General features: G+C 59.1%; 11 protein-coding genes. All 11 read left to right on the top strand.

From position 1 onward, the window contains the following. The first annotated feature begins 37 nt into the window (after nt 1-37). The 11 genes from HGI30_RS21245 to HGI30_RS21195 all read left to right on the top strand — a co-directional run bounded on the left by HGI30_RS21245 (nt 38) and on the right by HGI30_RS21195 (nt 22,959). Nucleotides 38-2,215, top strand: a complete 2,178-nt coding sequence (locus tag HGI30_RS21245) for a DUF5693 family protein (RefSeq protein ID WP_168909330.1) — start codon at nt 38-40, stop codon at nt 2,213-2,215. Next, entirely contained in the window at nt 2,208-3,359 is a 1,152-nt protein-coding gene (gene csaB, locus HGI30_RS21240) for a polysaccharide pyruvyl transferase CsaB (protein WP_168909329.1), read from the top strand. Before HGI30_RS21245 ends, csaB begins: the two co-directional genes overlap by 8 nt. Before the next feature lie 140 nt (nt 3,360-3,499). Continuing rightward, complete coding sequence (locus HGI30_RS21235) at nt 3,500-4,294, top strand: WecB/TagA/CpsF family glycosyltransferase (RefSeq protein ID WP_168910031.1); 795 nt, start codon at nt 3,500-3,502, stop codon at nt 4,292-4,294. Nucleotides 4,295-4,396: 102 nt separating this feature from the next. Continuing rightward, the gene (locus HGI30_RS21230) at nt 4,397-5,530 is read left to right on the top strand and encodes a glycosyltransferase family 4 protein (RefSeq protein ID WP_168909328.1); all 1,134 of its coding nucleotides are present in this window, start codon (nt 4,397-4,399) and stop codon (nt 5,528-5,530) included. Nucleotides 5,531-5,700: 170 nt separating this feature from the next. Beyond that, nucleotides 5,701-9,786 (top strand): S-layer homology domain-containing protein, encoded by a 4,086-nt coding sequence (locus HGI30_RS21225; protein WP_168909327.1) that lies wholly within the window; start codon nt 5,701-5,703, stop codon nt 9,784-9,786. A gap of 625 nt (nt 9,787-10,411) precedes the next feature. Further along, nucleotides 10,412-13,165 (top strand): S-layer homology domain-containing protein, encoded by a 2,754-nt coding sequence (locus HGI30_RS21220; protein WP_168909326.1) that lies wholly within the window; start codon nt 10,412-10,414, stop codon nt 13,163-13,165. Nucleotides 13,166-13,314: 149 nt separating this feature from the next. Then, nucleotides 13,315-15,864 (top strand): hypothetical protein, encoded by a 2,550-nt coding sequence (locus tag HGI30_RS21215; protein WP_168909325.1) that lies wholly within the window; start codon nt 13,315-13,317, stop codon nt 15,862-15,864. Nucleotides 15,865-15,987: 123 nt separating this feature from the next. Continuing rightward, nucleotides 15,988-16,587 carry a hypothetical protein gene (locus HGI30_RS21210; protein ID WP_168909324.1) on the top strand — a complete coding sequence of 200 codons (600 nt, stop codon included), beginning with the start codon at nt 15,988-15,990 and terminating at the stop codon, nt 16,585-16,587. A 121-nt stretch (nt 16,588-16,708) separates the two neighbouring features. After that, nucleotides 16,709-16,981: an alpha/beta-type small acid-soluble spore protein gene (locus tag HGI30_RS21205; RefSeq protein ID WP_168909323.1), complete on the top strand. Its 273-nt coding sequence runs from the start codon at nt 16,709-16,711 to the stop codon at nt 16,979-16,981. Between the two features lie 242 nt (nt 16,982-17,223). Next, entirely contained in the window at nt 17,224-18,429 is a 1,206-nt protein-coding gene (metK, locus tag HGI30_RS21200) for a methionine adenosyltransferase (protein WP_168909322.1), read from the top strand. A 159-nt stretch (nt 18,430-18,588) separates the two neighbouring features. After that, nucleotides 18,589-22,959 carry an Ig-like domain-containing protein gene (locus HGI30_RS21195; RefSeq protein ID WP_168909321.1) on the top strand — a complete coding sequence of 1,457 codons (4,371 nt, stop codon included), beginning with the start codon at nt 18,589-18,591 and terminating at the stop codon, nt 22,957-22,959. The last annotated feature ends 107 nt before the right edge of the window (nt 22,960-23,066 follow it).

The following is a 23,066-nucleotide window of genomic DNA, read 5'->3' as shown; positions in this document are numbered from 1 at the left end:
GGGCGGGAGCGAGAGACGCCCCGCCCTGCGCGCCATCATGGAACATGCAGTCAAGGGAGCGAGTGGACAAGTGTTAAAATGGCAGCAGTGGAATCGGGGAGCCCGCAAGGTGCTGTGGGTGCTGGCGCTCGTAGGCGTCGCCCTGTCGATGCCGATCGGCGCAAGCCGGTGGCAGATGGAGAAGACCGCCGATACGGTGGAGTACGTGTTCGATTATTCCGATCTGGTGCTCGTGGCTTCTTATCAGGCCAAGCCGGAGGAGTTCTTGGGCGCCGAGCTCGAAAAGCTCAAGGCCGCGGGCGTAGGCACGATGTCCGTGTTCGAAAGCCGGCTCGACGAGCTGGAGATGGCCGGCCGGCTCGGCCTGTACAGCGAAGCGGAAGCGGCGCTGCTGCAGAACAAGCCGGTTCCGGCCAATCGGAACTTCACATATCTGCTGTTCGAAGGCGGAGCGGAGCAGGCGGCGCTGGAGCCGATCATCCGCGACCGCTTCGAAGCCTCCGGCATCCGCGTCGAGGACTGGTCGTTCGACGGCCTCGCGGGGCTCGTGCTGGAGACGCCGTTGTCCGATGCGGTGCTCAAGACGATGGAGCCGGACCCGCTCGCGCTGGATCGGCTCAGCCAAGCCGGCTTCCAGCTGCTGCCCCGCCTCTCGGACCGCATCCCGTACGATCAGCGGCAGGCCGACGGCATGCTGGCCCGCTTCAAGGAGCTGGGCGTCACGCGCATCCTGTTCGACGGCAATGCCGTCAAAGGGGCGGCGGAGCAGGCGAACCTTCGCAGCCTGGACGGCTTCGCCGAGCTGCTCAACAAGTACGGCATCGGCCTTTCTGCGATCGAGAACCTCAAAAAGCCTCAAGAAGGGCTGAATACGCTTGCGTATAAGACGCACTATAATGTAGCGCGGCTGTACTCGCTGTCCGACAAGGATGCGGCTGCGCTCAAGCCCGACGTCATCGTGGACCGCTTCCTGCTGGCGGCCAAGGATCGCAACATCCGGATGTTCTATCTGAATGCCGCGCCCTCGTCCAATCTGGACAAAGGCATGGTGACCCATCCGATGGACAACCTGTACGCTTCGATCGGCGGCAAGGACGGAGCGGTCCAGACGCTGGACCGCGCCGGCTTCCCGTCGGGACAGGCGACCGCCTTCGAGCGCGACCAGCCGTCGTGGCACAAGCCGCTCAAAGGCGCTGCCGTGCTCGGAGCCGTCAGCCTCATCGCGCTGCTTGCAGGCGCATTCTTCAGCGGACTGACCCTTCCGGTCTTCCTGCTCGGCCTCGCCGGCAGCGCCGGCCTGTACGTGCTGAACAGCTCGCTGATGGAGCAGGGACTGGCGCTCGGAGCGGCGATCGCGGCTCCGACGCTGGCGATGGTGTGGGTCATCAACCGCATCTATGCCCACACCGACGGACCGCGCAGGGCCGTAGGCGGCGAATGGACCGCATCCGGCTCGGAGGCGACGTTCCAGGTCTCGCCATGGAGCGCGATGCTCGGCGGCCTCAGCCAGCCTGGAACCCGCTGGGTGTTCCATGGCTTATCCGCCGGACGGAGGCTGTCGATGGCGCTCGTCATGTTCATCGTGACGACCCTCATCTCGCTGCTTGCCGTACCGATCGTCGTCGGGCTGCTCAACAACATCACGTACAGCCTCGTCCTGGAGCAGTTCCGAGGCGTCAACCTGCTGGCGCTGGCCCCGATGGGACTGGCGGCGGTGTATCTGTTCCTGTTCACTGGCGGCAGCTTTTGGACAAGCCTGCGACGCGTGCTCAGCCTGCAGATCACGATTCTTTGGATCTCGGCGGCGGCCGTGCTGGGGATCGTCGGGCTCTACTATCTGTCGCGGACGGGCAACAGCGGCACCGCGCCAGGCTTCGAACTCGTCTTCCGCAACCTGCTGGAGTCGACGTTCGGCGTGCGACCGCGGACCAAGGAATTCCTGCTCGCGCATCCGCTTATGCTTCTCGGCCTGTTCCTGGCGCTTCGCTATCGCGCGGCCTGGGTATTGCTTGTTGTAGGAGCGATGGGCCAGCTGTCGATGGTGGGCACATTTACCCATATCCATACGCCGCTGCCGATGTCGCTTATCCGCGTGCTGCTCGGCCTCGGCCTCGGCCTCCTCATCGGCCTCGTGCTCATTGCCGCTTGGCAGATCGGTGAGGCGCTGTTCCGCAGGCTGCGCAGCCGCTTCAAGGAGGCCTCGGTCCATGCCTGAGCCTCGCGATGCAAACGCCCCGCGCGCGCTTCGGATCGCCATTTCCGGCTACTACGGCTTCCGCAACAGCGGCGACGAAGCGGTGCTCAAGTCGATTCTGCTCGCGCTGGAGGCCGAGGGCAGCGCTCAAGGCGTCCGCATCGAGCCGATCGTGCTCTCGGGCGACCCGGCCTGGACGGAGTCGATGTACGGCGTCCAGGCGGCCGGCAGGATGAGTCCGGGAGGACTGCTGCGGACGATCGCCCGCTGCGACGGGCTCATCAGCGGAGGAGGCAGTCTGCTGCAGGACGTGACGGGGAGCAAGACGATCCCTTATTATGCCGGCATCCTCAAGCTGGCTCAGCTGCTCGGCAAGCCGACGTTCATCTATGCCCAAGGCGTCGGTCCGGTGCTGAACCGCTGCATGGACGGCCTCATCCGCCATGTCATGACGCGCAGCGCCTATGTATCGGTGCGCGACGCCGAATCCGCCGAGCTGCTCGGCCGGATGGGCGTCCCGTCGGAGCGGATCAGCGTCGTGCCGGATCCGGTCATGGGCCTGCCGCTGCCCAAAGGCGCCGAGGCGACGGCCGGCGATGCGCGAGATCGCACGCCGGTGGTCGGCATCTCCCTGCGCCGCTGGCGCAAGGACGGAGCCGACCTGATCCGCGCCGCGGAGGCGCTGGGCGAGCTGGCGCGCCGCCGCCCGGTGCGCCTGCGCTTCCTGCCGTTCCATACGCCGGCGGATGCGGAGGCATCGCGCGAGGCGATGGAGCGGCTCGGCGAGCTCGGTCCGGGCAGCAGCGCCGAGCTTGCCGAGCCCGGCGACGATCCGCAGCGAATGCTGCTGGAGGTCAGCCGATGCGACCTGCTGGTCGGCATGAGGCTGCACGCGCTCATCTATGCCGCCGGCCAGCGGGTCCCGATGCTCGGCATCAGCTACGATCCCAAGATCGATCAGTTCCTGGCGAGGCTGCAGGAGCGTGCGGCCGCGACGACCGAGGCGATGGACGCCTCCGCCTTCGCGGATGCGGCTGAAAGGCTGCTGGACGGCTCCGCCGCCTGGCGCGCCGACAAGGCTCCGCTCATCGACCGGCTGCAGCGGGAGGCGGTCGAGCCCGCGCAACATATCGTCCGCCAGCTGCGTCAAAAAGCGAAGAGGTGAAGGTTCGACCCATGTCGACGAATATCAATTCCAACAACAAAGAAACGGCAGGCTCCACCGCTCGGACGGCTGATGGAATCCGAACGGACGGCGGAGAGGCCTCCCCCGACGCTCCCGAAGCGGTTCGCCTCGCGGAAGCGATGGAGGACGCCACGGATGCGACCGAATGGCTGGAGAGCCGGCTCGTGCCGAAGGTATCCATCTACGGGGTGCCCTTTTCCCGCATGGGGATGGACGAGACGGTAGAATACCTTACCTATCGGATCGAAGCCGGCCGCCCTTCGCAGATCGTGACGGCCAATCCGATCATGGTCATGATGGGCTTGGAAGATCCGGCATTCCATCGGATGCTCCGCGAGGCGGATCTCGTCGTGCCGGATGGCGCCGGCGTCGTCTGGGCGGCCGGCCATGTCGGCCAGCCCGTACGGGAACGGGTGCCGGGCTTCGACCTCATGCATCGGCTCTTCCTCGAAGGGGAAGAGCGGGGATGGACGGCCTATCTGCTCGGCACGACGCAGGAGGTCATCGACGAAGCCGCGGCCAAGCTCGGGGAGAGGTACCCGGGCACCCGCATCGTCGGCACCCACCACGGATTCTTCGGCGAAAAAGACGATCCGGAGATTATCGCCCGCATCCGAGAAGCTCATCCGGATATGCTGTTCGTCGCCCGCTCGGCGACGACGCAGGAGCCCTGGATCGCCCGCTACAAGCAGGAGCTCGGCGTTCCGCTCGTCATGGGCGTAGGCGGCAGCTTCGACATCATCGCCGGCAGGCTGAAGCGGGCTCCCGTCTTCATGCAGAAGCTCCGCCTCGAATGGTTCTATCGCCTGCTGCAGCAGCCGACGCGGTTCCGGAGAATGCTCGTCTTGCCGCAATTCGCTCTAAAAGTGATCCGGGACAAGGAAAAGGTGACAAAACCCTACGATCTTCGATAATTCACCGATATTCGCTGTGAAATGACCGAATATTGGGGTTGGTGTTTCTTTTTCATGCGAGTTATAATTCATTCCGGTGAACTTAAGGGGAGTTGAATTCCAGTGAATGCCACATTGCTTTATATAACCGGATTTGCCGTCGCGCTTGTCCTGGCGCTCGGACTGACGCCGCTCGTCAAGCGCTTCGCCTTTAAGGTCGGCGCGATCGACAAGCCCAATGCCCGCAAGGTCCATACCCGCATCATGCCGCGTCTGGGCGGCCTTGCCATCTTCCTGGCCTTTATCGGCTCGTTCTTCGTCGTGCTGCCGTTCATTCCGGACGGCCTGCTGAGCGCGTATGACCGCAATCTGATCCGGGCCATGCTGGCGGGCGGCACGATCATCGTGCTGACCGGCGCGCTCGATGACCGATTCGAACTGTCGGCCAAGGTCAAGCTACTGCTGCAGCTTGTCGCCGCCAGCGTCGTCGTCTTCGGCTTCGGCGTCAAGATCGACCTGCTGAACATCCCGTTCGGCCAGAGCATGCAGGAGATATCGGGCTGGATCAGCATCCCGCTGACGATCTTCTGGATCGTCGGCGTGACGAACGCGATCAACCTGATCGACGGCCTAGACGGACTGGCCGCAGGCGTGTCCGGCATCGCCATCACGACGATCCTCATCATGGCGTTCGTGCTCGGCTTCGAGCCGATCATCCTGATGAGCTGCCTGCTGCTCGGCGGCATCCTCGGCTTCCTGGTATTCAACTTCCATCCGGCCAAGATTTTCATGGGAGACTCCGGCTCGCTGTTCCTCGGCTTCATGCTGGCGACGCTGTCGATGATCGGCTTCAAGCAGGTCACCGTCGTCTCCCTCATCACGCCTCTGCTCATCATCGGCGTGCCGATCGCGGACACGTTCTTCGCGATCATCCGCCGCTGGGTCAACAAGCGGCCGATCTTCGCGCCCGACAAGGGCCATCTGCACCACTGCCTGCGCGAGCTCGGCTTCAGCCATCGCAAAACGGTGCTCATCATCTACGGCGTGGCCGCTTTCTTCGGTCTCGCGGCGATCGTACAGTCGATCTTCGTGCAGTCGCATGCGGCCAACTGGGTGACGTTCGTCGTCATCAGCCTGCTTGTGTTCTTCATGCAGATCGGCGCCGAGCTGATCGGCATCGTCGACAAGTCCAAGCGGCCGCTGCTGAGCCTGCTGGCCCGCATGAGGCTCAAGCCCGATCAGCAGCGCGGCAAATAGAGCAGATCCTTCTTCCAAGCCTGTCCTTCCACATGGAGGGACAGGCTTTTTTGCTATCTTCATGATAATAGAAGTTATCGTAAATCCGGCGTACTCCTAACAATTTTCCAGTCATGCTCCGATAAATAACGTACACAAATTCCTATGCAACAGTATGGAGGAGGCTTCCCGTGTTCAAACGACTCAGCGCCATGGTCCTTATGCTGGCCCTCGTGGTCCAGCTGCTGCCGGTACTGCCGGCCCGGACGGCCGATGCGGCCGCGACCGGCTATTTCACATTCCCCAAAGAGACGAGCAGCTCGCTCAATCCCCGGGTGACGACGAACGGCCGGGTCAATCTGGAGGGCTCGGTCAGCAACATCGATCCGTCGAGCATCACGTACAGCGTCATCCAGATCGTCAACAACAACAATACGGAAGACCCGGCCGACGACCAGACCGGATCCAAGACCGAAAACGTCAAGGGCGGCATCTACCTTACCGGCTACAACCTGGCGGCGAACAACGTGCAGCTGTACTCCGGCCTGAACCGAATCACGTTCAAGGGGCTGCAAGGCGGCGCGGAAGTGTCGACCTCCATTTATATCATGTATCATGACGGTCCGGTGTTCTACAACCTGGCCGCACGCCTGGACGGCAACGCGTTCCCGATGAAGGAGAATGCGACGACCGTCGTCTCCTCCGGCGCCTCGCGCGGCCGGACTTCGGCCGATATCGCCATCACCGGCAACGCGCCCAACGCGCAGAAGGTGACGATCGAGGTGAACGGCGGAAGCCGCACCTACAACGTCTCCGCGACGAACAACTACGAGTTCACGCTTTCGCCTTTGACCGTCAAGAAAGGCAAGAACCTCGTGACGATCAAGGTGACGAACAACAACCAGACCGTCGAGACGACGCGAGAGATCGCGTTCTACAACGGCGAAGTGACGTTCTATGACCTGAACCTGAACGAACTGGACAGCGGGGCGATCAAGAACAGCGCCGCTCTGGAGTACTCGCCCGACTTCGGGACGAGCAAGGCCGGCACGCCTTCGGACCTCAGCGTAACCGGCACGGTCATCGTGCCGAACAACAAAAAAGTCGTGAACGGCGTGACGGTCCCGAACCCGGACCCGACGCAGCCGATCCAGATTACGCCTCGCTTGGACGGAACGGCGGCGGCGCCGGTCAATGCGATTCCGACCGTGAGCGCCGGCGGCTACAGCCCGGAGGACCCCTTCTTCATTTACAAGGTCGACATCAAGCTCAGCCAGCTGACGACGGCTGCGAGCTATGCGTACGACAAAGCCTATTTCCTGACGCTGGAGACGCTGAACACGGTAGCGAACGAGTCCCAAGGCGTGTACAACCTCAAGTTCACGCTGCGCAATTCGACGGCTCCGTTCATCAGCGAAATCAATTACATCCCGAATTATAAAACGACGCAGGACCGCAACAACGAGAGCAAGCCGCTCACCGGCGTGAATATCTACGATACGCCGCTGGCGGTCGAGGTGCTGATCGGCAACTCGTCGGACACGACTTCTCCCTTGTCCGTGTCGAAGATAACGGATATCAACGGCAAGGAAACGACGTATACTTCGACCAATCAACCGATCGATGACAGCCAGACGTATACGACAACCGTCACCAAAACGGTCAACGGCGTCAACAAGACGTTCGTGCGCAAGCTCATCGTCTTTACGAAGCTGCCGTACGAGGGCACGCAGACGGTGACGTTCCAGTATGACAACAACGCTTCAATATCGGGTGCGGTCACGTTCAACATGCTGTTCGGACCGTTCCTCAAATATGACAGCATCTACGACACGATGAAAATCGACTACGACTCAACGAAAGCAACCCAGCTGGATACGATCGTTGCAGATAAATTCAAAAATTTCTCCGCAACGTTGACCAACTTGAACGATCTCTCTGATGTCCGCTATGCTCCGTCAGGAGACGGCAAGCCTCAGACGATGTTCTTCTACATCAACAACGCGCCAATCGCTATTGAGCAGAACGGAGCGATAAATTCGTTTAAAGCGACGACAGTAGGATTAGCAGCCGCCAAGGAGATCATGAAGTCCGCTGGCGCCTTCAATCTGAAGTTCGTCTACAAGGGAAGCAAGAACAACTACGAGAACTCAATCACTATTTTCCTCAACCAAGTCAACCTGCCGGTCATTCCCGTAGAGGCGGACAGCATCTATCCGTACAGCAGCGATATGCCGGCTCCGCTGGCCAACGATCCGAACTTCCCGAAATCGGGCAGCGTGTTCACGACCAAGGAACCTTATATGAACGTGCACGGAACGTTCGACTTCATTGATTTAGGCACAAGTATTGAAGCCGCTACTACTGCAATTACCAGCAACACGATCGACAAAAGCAAATTCATCCTGAAGATCGAAGGCAGCAACATGACGGCGCCTATCGTTTGGACGCTGGCAAAGGAGCTTCGCGTCATTGATACGGGACTGCCCAAAGACCAGCAATCCGTCGGAACGATTAATACCGGCAGCACCCTCCCGGAGATTCCAAAGCAGGGTGAGCGCGTTCCCAAGCTCGTCGTCACTTATGATCTCAAGACGCAGACGTTCTCCTGGGTACTGTCCAACCAGTACCTGAGCAAGGACGGCACGTCCAGCGTGTACAACTTCTACGTCTACAACAACGGCGAAGCCGGCGCGCGCGCCAGCTACCGCCTGGAGGTCGATCCTACGGCGCTGCCGTACAAAATCCTGCGCCCGCTGAACAGCAAGCGCATCGTCAACCAGAACTTCGTCGAGGTCGTCATCGACGCGCCTAGCGCCAAGACGGTTACGGTGAACAAACTGAACGGCGAAAAAATCGCTTATGACGCCGACAACGACGGCACGGTCGACTACACGACGGCCTATCGCGTGGTCATCAGCGGCCTCAAGGCGGGCAAGAACGACTTGAAGTTCACGATCGCCAACGACAACGATTCGATCAACGGCACGATCACCGTCACTTATGCGCCGACCAACATTCCAGGCGCAGGGTTCATGGAAGAGATGAAGAGTTCGCACAAGCTGTTCGAGGGCGAGCTGCAGCTGACCTTCCCGAAATCGACGACGCTCATCCGCCGCGACTACAACGTGCCGGAGAAGCTCAAGAACCAGGTGTTCACCGGACACCGCCTGCTGTTCGGCATCGCCAATCCGGCCGATGGCGTCGTCGACCGGCATGAGTTCGAAGTGCCTCCGGCCAACTTCGACCTGATTCTCGAAAGTCTCGGCAATATGTTCGAGAACACGTTCTCATCGAATTTCAACAAGGCGGGCAAAGTGTTCTGGATTGACGCGGGCATGGCGGACAATCCGCAGACGGACAGCATCAATGATCCGTTGACGTACGGCATCGATCCTTATCAATATCCTACGGCCGATCTTCCGTCCTACGTAGATCGCCCCATTAATCGTGAGCTTATTGCTTCGAAAGAAGCCAAGCTGACGCTGTCTTACGACAGCAATATCGTCGACGCGAACGGAACATTCATTACCGTGTTCCACTTCGATCCGAAAAAGCCGGAGTGGGTGAACCTGGGCGGCGTCGTGGACACGAAGAAGAATACTGTTACGGTACCGTTCCGCGAGTTCGGTTATTATGTCGTGGGACAGTTGAAATATTCCTATCTCGACATTACGTCGCATCCTTATGCGCGCAACTACCTTGAGGCGATGTATGCCAAAGGCTTCATGAACGCGGCAGGCCTCGATGAGTTCGGATCCAGCCTGTACACGTCGCGCGGCGAGTTCGCCACGATGATGGTCAAGGCTCTCGGCGCGCAGCTCAACTACAACACCGATCCGTCAAAGCGGCTGTTCAACGACGTCGGCGTCGAGAGCACCGCGCTGTGGGACTACCGTTATATCGAGACCGCGTTCAATGAAGGCTATATCCGCGGCAAGGCGCCGAAAACCTTCGAGCCGACGAGCAACTTGACCCGCGAGGATGCGGCCGTCATCCTGGCCCGGGCCCTCAAGCTTAAGCTGGAGACAGACCCGGCCAAGATCGAGAAGGCGCTGCAAAAAGCGTTCAAGGACTACAGCGGCATCGACTACTACGCCCGTGCCTCGGTGCTGGCGATCTACCAGAAGGGCTACATCCAAGGCTCTCCGGTAGACAGCTCCAATCCGAAGAACGGCTATGTCTTCGAGCCGAAGGCGAACCTGCTTCGTTCCGACTCCGGCATCATTCTTGGAAAAGTGCTGGTCGGACTGAAGCGCTTGCCTAAAATCAATTAAGAATTATCGTAATATTAGTAGAAGAGACTGCAAAAGGGTTCCCTTTGCAGTCTCTTTCTCAAAACTTGTATGAAATTTCCTGCTTCGACAAAATTCGAACGTTGGAAAAAGTTTCGAGTCGACGGAGCCAGGTTAACCAAGTTATACTAGGACTGCAGCCAAGAAGTACGCATGAAGGTAATACATAGCAAAATGACAGGCAAGATTAAGAAAAAAAAGTTCCGGCGTCTCGCAACTTTTCGAAATGCCCTGCGTTTAAGTACATGGAGTCGCGCAGAACGGAATCCTGAAAGGCAGCGGAACCGGCCCAGGGCGCTATATCCCCTTGCTCCGGTAACTCCGATGGAAATGGAACATATTCTCATCTCCCTCTTTACTGCCTCTACTAGCCCATTGTATAATGGTTTAGTGGTTTGACAGGTTTCCATTATTTTCTACTTGATTCTACGAGTTTCTGCGACATGTTTTCACACGTGTCTACAGCATGAAGCAGACATTTTTCTATATTATACTGCTCCCACACTCTGGGAAGGGGGTGACACAACAGATGAGTACAAAGAGCACTCATAGTTCCACCAAACACTCTCACATACTTAAGCAGGTTAGAGGAGGAGACAAAAAGGTTATGAAGAAAAGTTTATCCCTGGTCGTTACAGGCGCACTCGTAACTTCCGTATTCGCAAGCTCCGCTTTCGCGGCTGAACTGTCCCCGCAACAGAAATTCGATGCTCTGAAGCAAGCTGGAATCCTGTCTGGCTATCCGGACGGTACGGCTGGCCTGACGAAGAACATCACGCGCGCTGAGTTCTCCAAAGTTCTCGTACTGCTCAACGGCCTGACGCAAGACGCCGCTGCAGCAAACTACAAGGACGTATCGGCAACTCACTGGGCTAAAGGCTTCATCGGCGCTGGCACGAAAGCCGGCTACCTGAACGGCCTCGGCAACAACCTGTTCGGACCTTCCCAGTCCCTGACGGTTGAGCAAGTTGCGAAAACGCTCGTTATCGCAGCTGGCCTGCAGCCTAAAGCTGACGGCGCCGTATCCGGAGCAGTAAGCGCTTGGGCAAAAGGCTACGTAGCAGCCGCTATCGACGCTGGCCTCATCGATTCCGCTGCTTCCTACAAAGTAGCCGCTACCCGCGGTCAAGTTGTTGAAGCAATCTACGATCTGTCGGATGCAGCTGTATCCGTCAAGTCCGCTGTTGCTGTCGACGCTACGAACATCGAGGTTACTTTCTCCGACAACCAAGTCGTGAAGCAAACGCTGACGACGGCACTGGAAGTCGGTAAAGAAACGACGGTTGCGGTTTCCTACAACGGCAAATCGTACGATGTGAAAGTGACGCTGCAAGCCGTTAAAGCTACGGAAGCGGCTCAATCCGGCGCGAAAGCGATCACGGTTAAATTCAACCGAGCGCTGACGGCTACTGAAAAAACGTACATGGATGGCGGCTATACGCTGAAATCCAACCTGTCTACGTTCCCTGTAACGGCTAAATACGCTGACGACAACAAATCCGTTGTCCTGTCTGCTGTATACCTGCCTGTAGGCGACTACACGCTGACGGTTAAAGGCTCGGACACTCCGTTCTCGGTTAAAGTCGCTGCAAGCGCAGCTACAAAAATCGACGTTACGGCCCCTGCTCTTCAACTGGCGGACAACGTAGACCTGGGCGTAAAAGTTCTTAACCAATTCGGTGAAGACGTAACGGCTACAAACAGCACATACGTTCAAGCCTACAACACGACACAACCTTCGAAAACGATCACGGTTTCTGCTGGCAAGGTGAACCTCAAAACTTCCGGCGCTAACCCGAACGACAAGATTGCCGTAACGGCTGTTGCTCCATCCACTGGCCTCAGCGTTTCTAAAACGCTGAACGTCGTAACGGGCTCCACGGCTACGGTTCTTGACCTGGGCGAAGTTCAGCCGCTGGCTGGCAAATCCCGCATCTCCGCTGGCGAAACGGGCCTCATCATCCCGCTGACGCTGAAAGATGCTAACGGCCAAGCAATTACGCTGACGGCTGGCGACATCAACTTCAAAGACGGCGTAGCTGCTAACGTATACAGCAACTACAAAGACAAAGACGGTCTGTTCTTCTACAACAGCGACAACCGCGTTGTTGAGAAAATCACCGTTGACAGCAAAGGCGTACTGAAATTCACGGCGAAAGCTGCTGGATCCACGACGCTGACGATCAGCAACCCAAGCGCGGGCATCTCCAAGTCCATCATCATTAACGTTGCTGGCGCTGCTGTCGTGAAAGATTTCCAAATCGGCGCTCCTAGCTCCCTCGTGGTAGCGGGCGAAGAAGTGGTCTTCCCGTTCGTAGCTTCCGACTCCTTCGGTGGCGAGATCAAAGGTACGGCTCTTGACCTGAGCCAACTGGAATTCAACGCCAACTACCTGGAAGCAAACTACCCGAAAGTGAATGCTAAAGGCGAACTCGTCCTGAAGTTCACGCAAGAAGGCTACACGTACATCGTGGCACGCGGTAAAACGAGCGTTTCCGCTCCTTCCACGCTGTCTGTACAGATTCAAAAAGCATCTTACACGACCGGCGTGAACGGCGTTAAAGATGTCATCACGACTCTCGAAGATGGCGCCAAAGTCGACTTCGGCAAAGACAACATCACGCTGGTTGATAACTACGGCCGCACTTCCACGGCTGCAGCTGATACCTATACGGTTGAAGTCAAATCCGATGTTGAAGGCCTGCTGAACTACACGGGCGGTCAACTGGTCGCTGCAGCTGACAAGTCTGGCTCTGCAACGGTGACGGTTAAGTCCAAGACGGCTAACGCTGAGTCCTACGCGTTCACCGTTGATGTAGTAGAGTCCAGTGCTGTTAAATCGTACGAGATCAAATCTGTCGGTACGGCTTACGCAGACAAAGACGCTCGTGCTGCATATGCGAAGACGGTTACCCTGACCGGTAAAACGTCCGCAGGCGTTACGGTTGCTCTGGCATCCTCCGCTCCTGCCTTCGTATCCAGCTCGGACATCACGGTTGCTGGAGTGAGCGGCAACAAAGTGGTAGGTAAAAAAGCAGGTAAAGCTACGATTACGGCTTACGTTGGCAACTCTGCTGTTGCAACGCAAGAAGTGACGGTTTCCGAAGACGCACCGGTTGCAAAAACGGTTGAATTCGGTAAATCCGAGTACGAGTTCACTGGTTCCACTACGGTATCCGTGAAGGTCAAAGACCAATACGGTGTTGAAGTAGCTCCAGTCGGATACTTCTCTTCTTCCAACACGGACATCGCTACCGTTAATCAAGAAGGCGCTGTTACGGGCAAGAAAAAAGGAACGGCTACGATCACGTTCGTAACGAACACGGGCGTAACCGCTACGACGACGGTTGTTGTCAACTAATCAACCGGCCATCATCCCCAAAGAGCAAGCAGGATTTCCTGCTTGCTCTTTTTTTTGTTGTTCACAAAAGTTGGCGCAGCCGGTAAATAACAGAAACAAAGGAGAGATTCTCTGCGTCTAAGAGCTATATGGATTCAGGAGGGTATGTCGTGAAGCGAAATTGGATGAAGACGGGATTGACTGCGTTTACTGCGGCAGGATTGCTGCTGGGGGGCACGATCTCAGGAAACGGAATGCCTGTTGCAAATGCAGCAAAGAGCGTGACGCTGTCGGGCCAAGCGGTTGGCTTGACGGGAGGCTCGCTAAGCATAAGAGACGCGCATTTCCTTATGCAGGACAAGGGGAAACTTCTCGCTTATACGGTGATGATTACAAACAAAAGCTCGAGATCCATGGATCTGCTGGATTACTGGATTCGAGTCAAATCCAAATCGGGCAAATCGTTCAAGGCGACTGTAATTGAAGGAGACAAAGAGAAAACATCCGTTCCGGCCAACAGTACACAGTATCTGACTTACTATGCGGTAGTCGACTCCGCTACCAAGCTCACGGACCTGTCTTTTGATATCATCAAGTGGGATTTCTCTTCTTCCAACTATGAAAAGAGACTGGGCACAATCTCCTATCCTTCTCAAGGAACCGATAAGATTGCCGCTTTTCAACCAGGCATCATGGTTTACGGCAGCGGCAAGCTCAAAGGAGCGGTCAAGCAAGCCTACATATCCAAGGACAAGGACAATGGCTATGTCACCATCAACTATTTGCTGGAGAATGTCGGACAGCAGGTAATTGATTTGTCTAAGCTGTCGTTCAATATTCAGACCGAGAGCCTTTCCGTCTATAATGTTTCCTCTCCAAGCTTGGAAACGATGACGATCCAGCCGCGGGAGAGGAAGATCATTACGCTTCGGTCCACGCTCCCGTTAGCGGTAGTTGCAAAGCCTTTGACGCTCGTTCCTTCCTTGAATGACGAGGCGACAAAGATCAAGCTCCCGACAGGCGTCTTTCGACTTCCATCCTTGAAAGTACAGGCGGCTTCAACCGCAGGACAGCCTCGGAGCATCTACGTAGAAGGACAGCCGATTACAACGAAAGCCGGAAATGCCATCGTCAGTCAAGATGCGGAAGGGCAATCCGTTGCGCTCGATTTTTCGTTGACCAATGCAGGAACGACAGCTGTAGCGGCCGGAACGTTCGATTTCTATCTCGTGACCGAGAACGGCAAGAGCTATGCGCTGTCTTATGCCAAAGAAGAAAATTCAAGCTTACTGCCGGGAATCGGGAAGTCGCTGGCGCTAATGGGAACACTGCCTGCAGACGCGAGTCTGGCTAAAGCCGAGCTCGTCATGAAATCTCAGGCGACCGATAAAGAGAAATCCTATGTCATTGCTTCCTACATCGTCAAGACAGCTTCATTGGAAGGAGGACTAGGAACAGCTTTTAGTTACAAGGACTATAGCATCCAACTAAAAACCGTAACACGAACCTCTGGAGTCGATCAGGATAAGCTGGTCGCAGGCATTGCCATAACGAACAACAGTGCCGTTGCCAAGCAAGTTCCGGCGCTTGGCGGATACTTCATGGTCAATGGCGTCAAAATCGGCAGCGAGCAAAAAGCGCTTGGCCTGGATTCTGCACTTGTACTTGCTCCAGGCGCCAGTTATGAGGCTGTCGTAGCCGCGGATATTCCATATAGCACGACGATCAGCCAAATCGCCTTTGTTGCCACGGAAGCCGCGACAGATAAGCCCGGCAAAATGCTTTATCAATTTACAGGTCAGCAGTTATCCGAGATTCCCGTTCTCGGCAATTTGACCGATTACGTCATTGCGGGAAGCGGACGGAAAGCGACATTCAAGCTGAAGCGGAATGCCGTCTATAAAGGCGTAGGGACTCAAACGTTCTATGCGGAGTTTGAGGGAATTAATGAGGAAGCCCGAGCTGCCGGAATGGCGAAACTTGGTGGTTATTTGGTCGACAAAAACGGATTGATTGTCCCCGTTACCTATGGCGAGGTCAAAGAACGCATCAGTTCGAAAGGCAAAGCTCTGATATCGGCATGGACCACTCTTCCGCGCGCCTTTGACGCCAGCGATTTCAAACTGGTGATGGGACAGGCTATTGCCACAGAAACAACAAATCCTCCTTCCGGCGAAAATGGAGGTTCGGGGACTGGTACCGGAGGAAACTCGAGTCCTAGCAGCGGCACGTCGCCACTGCTGGTCAAGCCGGTTTCGTACCAGATGGGTCAGACCAGCGAGAGTGTCGCAAGTCAATTAAAAGAGCTTCAAGTCGGCGGGTTCGGAATCTCGATGGCCAAGACGAGCGCGTTCTATGACGTCAAAGACATGTACAGCGTCGCGGGGCTCAAGCTGGAGACGGTCTATTCGCTTGAACGAGATGCCACTTATGAAGCGATTGCCGGAACCCACAAACTAAAGGTCGAATTTGTCAATCAAGATACGAACCAGCTGACTTATTCCAAAACGTTCGATCTCGCATCGGCTTTGGAAGGATCTCAAGATGAGGTTTTAAAAGAAGGAACAGACATCCCGCTCAAAATGTTGTTCAACGATCCAGAGATTCAAAACAAAGTCCGCACCAACAGCAAGTTCAAGGTGAATCTTTATGATGTTTTCCAAGGATCTTCAATTCTTATTGCCTCCCAGGAAATGAATTGGTTCTTGATCAACAATTAATAGTCGGAGGGCCGTGCCTGAGCGCGCGGCTTTTCTGCTTGCGGGAGGAGCAGCTAGACAATGCGTACCCCTTTTAGTAGAGTCGTGATTGACAACCAAGTCTGATTCAGGAGGAGATACTTGATGAAAAAAGGGAAGCAAGCTGCAGCGGTAATCGCGCTGGCAGCAGCAATTGGAGTCGGTACCCAGTGGCAAGCCATTCAAGCGACATGGAGCGGGGAAGCCTATGCCTCGTCCGCGGGCACGACCGCCTCGGTCGGCACCGTTCCGGGAACGGCTGACGATCCGGTCGTCACGAAGAGCTACGTCGATCAGAAGATCGCCGAGGCATTGAAGGGAGGAGCGGTCGCTCCCACCAGCACGCCTTCGCCGACGCAATCGCCAACCTCGGCTCCGACGGCAACGCCGGGCTCATCAGCCGGCGGAAGCACCGACGACGGAGGCATCAAGGTCATCAACGTGCCGGCAGGCAAGACGCTGATTGCCGCCGACGGCGCGGAGGTCGTCGTGCGGGGAGGCAAGGCGGTCGCCTACAGCCCCGACAGCAACGGCATCGCGGACGTGACGGATGGAGTGGACATCAAGTCCGGCGCGAGCGTGCCGCAAAATCATCTGATCCTCTTCCCTCGAGGCGGTCGAGGAGTGGGCTCGGCCGAAGGCATGAAGACCGGCCTCACCGTCATGGTGCGCGGGGCTTACGAAATCAAGACCATCGAGAAGTGAGTCGAGCACCGGGATATTTTTCCCGCAGTGGCAACAGGTTATACGCGTAGCGGACACGGCAAGGCGGCAAGCTACTAGCACATCCTTATCTTATCCCAATCCTTTGGAGGTGCTTGGTCCAATGGCAAAATCGAACCGCGTCGTCGTCCCTGCATGCAAAGAAATGCTCAATCAGATGAAATATGAAATTGCCGGAGAACTGGGCTTGTATGCGGCTCCGGCTCCGGGCTCGGCCGATACGGAATTTGCCGGTGAGCTTGGGGCAGCCGGACACGCGTCCAGCTATGGCACGGTCCACTGGAAATCGCTTGCGACCCGTCAAGCCGGCTCGATCGGCGGCGAAATGACGAAGCGTCTGGTCGCGAAAGCCGAGCAATCGATGCTCGGGCTATAAAGCAGCGCGAGCAGAAGGAGTTCACGTTCTTTTCCTGCGATGAACTCCTCTGCCGCACTAGGCGCTAAACTGCCGGAAGCCGCCTTCTGCCAAGGGATTCCGTCCATTGACACGATCCGACAGTTGGGCTATCATAGTGTCCTAGAAGAGTTGTCTACCCGACCTTTTCCAATGGGAAAAGGTTGATTTTTTGTTAAGACATCATCCTTTTCTCATTCCATGGTTCTAGGAGGTCGATCAGCTTGTCCCTTAAAGGAAGACACCTGTTTACTTCGGAATCCGTAACGGAAGGCCATCCCGATAAAATATGCGACCAGATTTCTGACGCAGTTCTCGACGCTTTCCTTGAAGTGGATCCCCATGCCCGCGTAGCTTGCGAGGTATCCGTCGCGACCGGTCTCGTGCTCGTCATCGGCGAGATCAGCAGCCGTGCGGACTACGTCGACATCTCCGCGATCGCGCGCCGCACGATCAAGGAAATCGGCTACACCCGCGCCAAGTATGGCTTCGACTCCACGACCTGCGCCGTGCTGACCTCGCTCAACGAGCAGTCGGCCGACATCGCTCAAGGCGTCAACGCTGCGATCGAGACGCGCGAAGGCAAGGATGTCCATCAAGAGAACGAAGACATCGGCGCCGGCGACCAAGGCCTCATGTTCGGCTTCGCGACGAACGAGACGCCGGAGCTCATGCCGCTTCCGATCGCGCTGTCGCACCGCATCGCCCGTCGTCTGGCCGAAGTGCGCAAGGACGGCACGCTGGACTACCTTCGTCCGGACGGCAAGACGCAAGTCACGATCGAGTACGACGAGAACGGCAAGCCGGTTCGCGTCGATACGATCGTCGTGTCCACGCAGCATGACGAAAAGGCGACGCTGGAGCAGATACAGAAGGACATCCGCGAGCATGTCATCGCTCCTGCCGTTCCGGCGGAGTGGCTCGACGCCGAAACGAAATACTTCATCAACCCGACCGGCCGCTTCGTCATTGGCGGACCGCAAGGCGACGCAGGCCTGACCGGCCGCAAGATCATCGTCGACACCTACGGCGGCTACGCTCGCCATGGCGGCGGCGCGTTCTCCGGCAAGGATCCGACGAAGGTCGACCGTTCTGCCGCTTACGCAGCCCGCTACGTAGCCAAGAACATCGTGGCCGCTGGCCTCGCCGATAAGTGCGAGATCCAGCTGGCCTACGCGATCGGCGTGGCCAATCCGGTCTCGATCAACGTCGACACGTACGGCACGGGCAAAGTAGCCGAGGAGAAGCTCGTCGAGCTCATCCGCGCCAACTTCGACCTGCGTCCGGCCGGCATCATCAAGATGCTGGACCTGCGTCGCCCGATCTACGGCAAGACTGCCGCTTACGGACACTTCGGCCGTACGGACGTGGATCTTCCGTGGGAGCGCGTGGACAAGGCTTCCCTGCTCAAGCAGGAAGCACTGGTCTAAACGATCGAAGCGTATGGCAAGCCCCTGTTTCCATCCTTATGGAACAGGGGCTTTTTTGCGTGCAGCTGCTATCGCTTTCCCCATTTTTCCTAAACATTCCCTCCGCCGCGACCGACAAAGTAACTACGAATGTTCAACTCGGGGAGTGAAGGAATGATCGTGGGAAAACGAATGTGGTTGAAAGGATTTGTCGCTTTGCTCGTTCTCGTCCATACGCTTTTGCCTGCGGCCGGATGGAAGGCCGGAACCGTTTATGCGGCCCAAGGGGGGCCTGTCGCAGCGGGCAAGTATCCGGCTGACGACGCTGCGGCGGCACCGGCGAACGTCTGGCTTTCGCTGTTCTTCGACGAGCCGGTCCTAAAAGGCAACGGTGCCGCGGCGATCTCCATCCGCAAGGTCTCGGACAACGCCGTATGGGCGAGCTATGCCGTTTCGGAAAGCCGGGTGGCGGTCGACTCCTCGAACGCGTCGCGGGTGACGATCCAGCCGGATCGGCCCTTCGAGCCGGGGCAGTCTTATTATGTGCTCATCGAAGGCGGCAGCTTCGTCAGCCAGTCGGGCAGCGGAGCCTTTGCCGGCATTTCGAGCGCGACAGAGTGGAACTTCACCGCCGCTCAGCCGGACACCTCCGCGCCGTATGCGACGGAATACAGTCCGAATTCGGGCCAAGGGGCAGCATCGGTGTTCTCGGCGCTGCGCGTCACCTTCAACGAAGCGGTTTTTCCGGCCGAGGGCTTCCTCCAGCTGACGAACGCATCGACCGGAGACACGGCGCCGATCGGCATCACCTCGACGCTGGTCAGCGGCGGAGGGACGACTGTGCTGTCGATCGCGCCGCCGAGCGGCCTGCTGCCGAGTCAGTCGTACACGGTCAGCGCCCCGGCGGGCCTCGTGCAGGACGGCTCCGGCAACCGGTCCGGACCGATGAGCTGGAGCTTCCAGACGGCGGCTTCGCCGATTGGAGTGACAGGCATGAGCCCCGCCAACGCCAGTCAAGGCGTCGACGTCGGGACGGCGCTGCGGCTCACGTTCGACAAGCCGGTCGGCCCGAACAGCAGCGCCGCCTCGCCGAAGCGCATCGAGCTGAAAAAAGTATCCGACAACAGCACGGTCCAAAGCTGGAGCGCGGATCAGCTGAGCTACGCCGACGGCGGCAGGAGCGTCGCGCTTCCGCATAACGGCCTTGCCGGCAGCACGGCTTATTATGTGCTGGTCGATGCCGCCGCATTCCGCAGCGGCGACCTGCTGTTCGCCGGCATCCGCGACGCGGCGGCCTGGACATTCGCGACCCGCGCGGTCAGCGACAGCAAGGGGCCGTCGCTGACCGGCCTGTCTCCGGGCGGCGGGGAGACGATCGCGGCCGGCGAAAGCAAGCTGGCGATCAGCTTCGACCGGGCCGTCTATCCGGGATCGGGCAGCATCATCGTGCGCAGCTTGCCGGATTCGGCGATCGCGGCGACGATCCCGGTCACGTCCGACCAGGTCACGGGCTTCGGCAGCAGCCGGATCCAGATCAATCCGCGCTTCGCGTTCCAGGAAGGAGCGCGCTATTACGTCGAGATCGGCACGCAGGCTGTCCGCGACGCGGCCGGGACCGCTTTCGCTGGCCTGTCAGGCAGCTCGGCCTGGAGCTTCACCGCGACCCGCGATTGGACGCCGCCGTCCATCCTGATGCTGCGGCCCGCCAGCGGCAGCGATTCCGTGTCGACGATCGCCTCGTTCGAGGCGGTATTCACGGAGCCGGTGCGGCTGAGCGACGGCCATCAGATCCGAATCCGCAGGGCTGGTTCGTCCGACACCTATGCGGTCCAGGCCCACGTGCCGGCGGATCGCCCGGATACGGTCGTCATCCGTCCGGACGCACCTCTGCCGGGCGGCGGGGAATACTATATGGAGATCGGCGTGAACAGCATTCGCGACGGCGCGGGCAACGGCTTCGGCGGCATCCTCAACGAGCATCAGTGGCGGTTCAAGACGCTGCGCGCGACGGCGGCAGCGCCCGCTCTGAGCAAGGTGGAGATGCTCAGCCCCTCCAAAATCCGCCTCACCTACGACAATGAGCTGGACCCGGCCGCGGTGCCTTACCCGGCGAGCTTTTACGTGACGGTCAACGATGCTTCCGCAGCGCGGGAAATCAGCCAGGCGAGCGTGGCGGGCAACACGGTCGTGCTTGAGCTGCGCAGCGGCATCCTGAACGGGCAAAAGGTCACGGTCGCCTATACCGCTCCGACGGACCCGGACAGCATGCGCGCGATCCGCGGTCTCGGCGGCGCCCGCGCAGCCGGCTTCTCCGGCCGCCAGGCGACCTATGACGCCCAGGCGGCTCAGCCCAAGCTGACGGGCGGAACCGTTTCGGGCAGCCAGCTCAGGCTGCTGTTCAGCGATGCGCTCGGTCCGGCGAAGGCGGAGTGGACTTCGCAGTTCTCGCTTTATGTGGACGGGCGCTACCATACGCTGGCCGAGCCGTCCGTCAGCGGCAACGCGCTGACGTTCAAGCTGACTTCGGCGGCAGGAGGAGCGGGCGGTGCCTACATCAACTATGCGCCAGGCACGAACCCGGTCATGGACCAATCGGGCAACCTGCTGGCGGCATTCAGCGGCGCCTACATCCAGAACCTGCTTGACACGAGCCGGCCCATGCTGACCGACGTGACAGCCTCCGGCAGCAAGGTCACCCTTACGTACAATGAAGGGCTGAACGGAACGCTGCTGCCGCTGCGCAGCCAGTTCGCCGTCTTGAACGGCTCGAGCTCGATGAGCATCAGCGGCGTGACCGTCGAGGGCAACAAGCTGATCCTGACGCTGGCCGGCTCTCTGACGACCGGCACGACGGTCAAGGTAAGCTATGTCCAGGGCGTGCCGCCGCTCGCCGATCTGGCGGGCAATGCCGCCGAGAGCTTCAGCAACCGCGAGGCTGGCGTCAGCGGCACCTATCCCGCATTCCTGTCCGGCAGCGCCTCCGGCACGGCCGTCACGCTGCTGTACAGCATGGCGCTCGATCCGACAGCCGTTCCGTCGCCTGCGCAGTTTTCGTTCCGCGCGAACGGCACGCTCATTCCCGTGTCCAGCGTGAGCATCTCCGGCCTCGCCGTATCGCTGCAGCTGAGCAGCCCGGTCGCGCCGGGACAGACGCTGACGCTGACGTACAGCCCTCCGACCTACAATGCGCTGCGGCTTTCAGGGGGCGACGCGGCGCCTGCCCTTTCCTCCGTCGCGATCGCCAACGCTTCCGCAGGCGACAGCACCGGGTCCGGAGGCGGCGCCAGCGGCGCGACTCCGGGCCAGCTGACGCAGATGGACGTCTCGACGAGCTCGGACGTCTCTCCCGCCGGCCGCGTCGCAACCCGCTATACGGTGCTCAACGAGCGGCTGGCGGCGGCCTTCCAGGCCGCGCGCGCCGCCGGCCAGTCCAAGGTGAGCTTCAAGGTGCCGGACGCGAACAAGGCCGGTCTGGTCGCCCTTCCGCTCGCGTCGCTGCAGCAGGCGATGGGCAGCGCCGGGAACGCCTCGTTCGAGGTGCAGTTCGATACGCTGACCGTAGAGCTTCCTTTGCAGGCGATCGACTATGAAAAAACGGCCAAGCTGCTCAATGCGGGCGGCACGACCGGCTATCTGCTGCTCTCGCTCGACTCGGGCGCGAGCTCGCTGGCCGGCACGCTGCAATTCGCAATGAGCCGCGCGGGCGCCAGCCTGCTGGCCGGCCCGATCAGCATCGATCTATCGCTCGTCAGCGGCAGCAGCGCGGCCAAGGTCGCCTACAGCGGCCTCAAGCGGATGATGACGACGACGATCCGCTCCGCTTCCCCGATTCCAGCCGCGCAGGCGGCAGGCGTCTTCTACGATGCGGAGACGAGTCTGATGAGCTACGTGCCGACCAAGACGCAGAGCGCCGGCAGCGGCTCCGCGGTCGTGCTGAAGCACCGGGACGGCGGGGTCTTCGCCATCGCCCGGGGCAGTGCGGTGCTGAGCGACATCGCGGGCCACTGGGCCAAGAACGACATTTCCGCGTTGGCGGCCAAAGCGATCGTGCGTCCGCGCACGAACAGCTCGTTCGAGCCGAAAAAGACGATCACCCGCGCGGAGTTGGCCGAGTTCATCTCGCGGGCGCTCGGCTTGAAGGGCAACATGGCTGCCGCCTCCTCGGCCTACCGCGATACGAACGGTCTCGGAGCGGCCGCCGCCTACATCGGCGCCGCCTCCGCCGCCGGCATCGTCGAAGGCAGCGGCGGCCAGTTCCGGCCGAACGATCCCGTCTCCCGCCAGGAGATGGCCGCCATGATTATCCGGGCTGTCGAGGCGGCCGAGATGAAGATCGTTCCGCCGCAGCAGGAGCTGAGCTACCTGGAAAAATTCAAGGACCGCGGCAAGATCGGGAGCTGGGCCAAGAGCTATGCGGCCAAGGCGGTCTATATCGGCGTGCTGAACGGCCAGAAGGCCGATCAGTTCGTCCCCGCCGGCAAGGCGACGAGGGCCGAGGCCGTCGTGATGATGAAGCGCATGCTGCAATACTTGAACATGATCGACGTCTAGGGATATTTGCCCGACTTGATTTTCGCCGGCCTGGCAGCAGGCCGGTTTTTTTCGTCTTGCTGTCACACTCGCTCGGGCTGTTCGGTCTTCATTCCTAGACGCGGGCA

It is taken from the genome of Paenibacillus albicereus, assembly GCF_012676905.1.
GTDB lineage: Bacteria > Bacillota > Bacilli > Paenibacillales > Paenibacillaceae > Paenibacillus_O > Paenibacillus_O albicereus.
The sequence above is the reverse complement of the archived record's forward strand: the minus strand, read 5'-3'. Positions and strand labels throughout refer to the sequence as shown.

Excerpts from the sequence above, each read along its gene's own strand:
- HGI30_RS21245 (WP_168909330.1), top strand. The coding sequence starts at position 38 with ATGGAACATGCAGTCAAGGGAGCGAGTGGACAAGTGTTAAAATGGCAG.
- csaB (WP_168909329.1), top strand. The coding sequence starts at position 2,208 with ATGCCTGAGCCTCGCGATGCAAACGCCCCGCGCGCGCTTCGGATCGCC.
- HGI30_RS21235 (WP_168910031.1), top strand. The coding sequence starts at position 3,500 with ATGGAGGACGCCACGGATGCGACCGAATGGCTGGAGAGCCGGCTCGTG.
- HGI30_RS21220 (WP_168909326.1), top strand. The coding sequence starts at position 10,412 with ATGAAGAAAAGTTTATCCCTGGTCGTTACAGGCGCACTCGTAACTTCC.
- HGI30_RS21210 (WP_168909324.1), top strand. The coding sequence starts at position 15,988 with ATGAAAAAAGGGAAGCAAGCTGCAGCGGTAATCGCGCTGGCAGCAGCA.
- HGI30_RS21205 (WP_168909323.1), top strand. The coding sequence starts at position 16,709 with ATGGCAAAATCGAACCGCGTCGTCGTCCCTGCATGCAAAGAAATGCTC.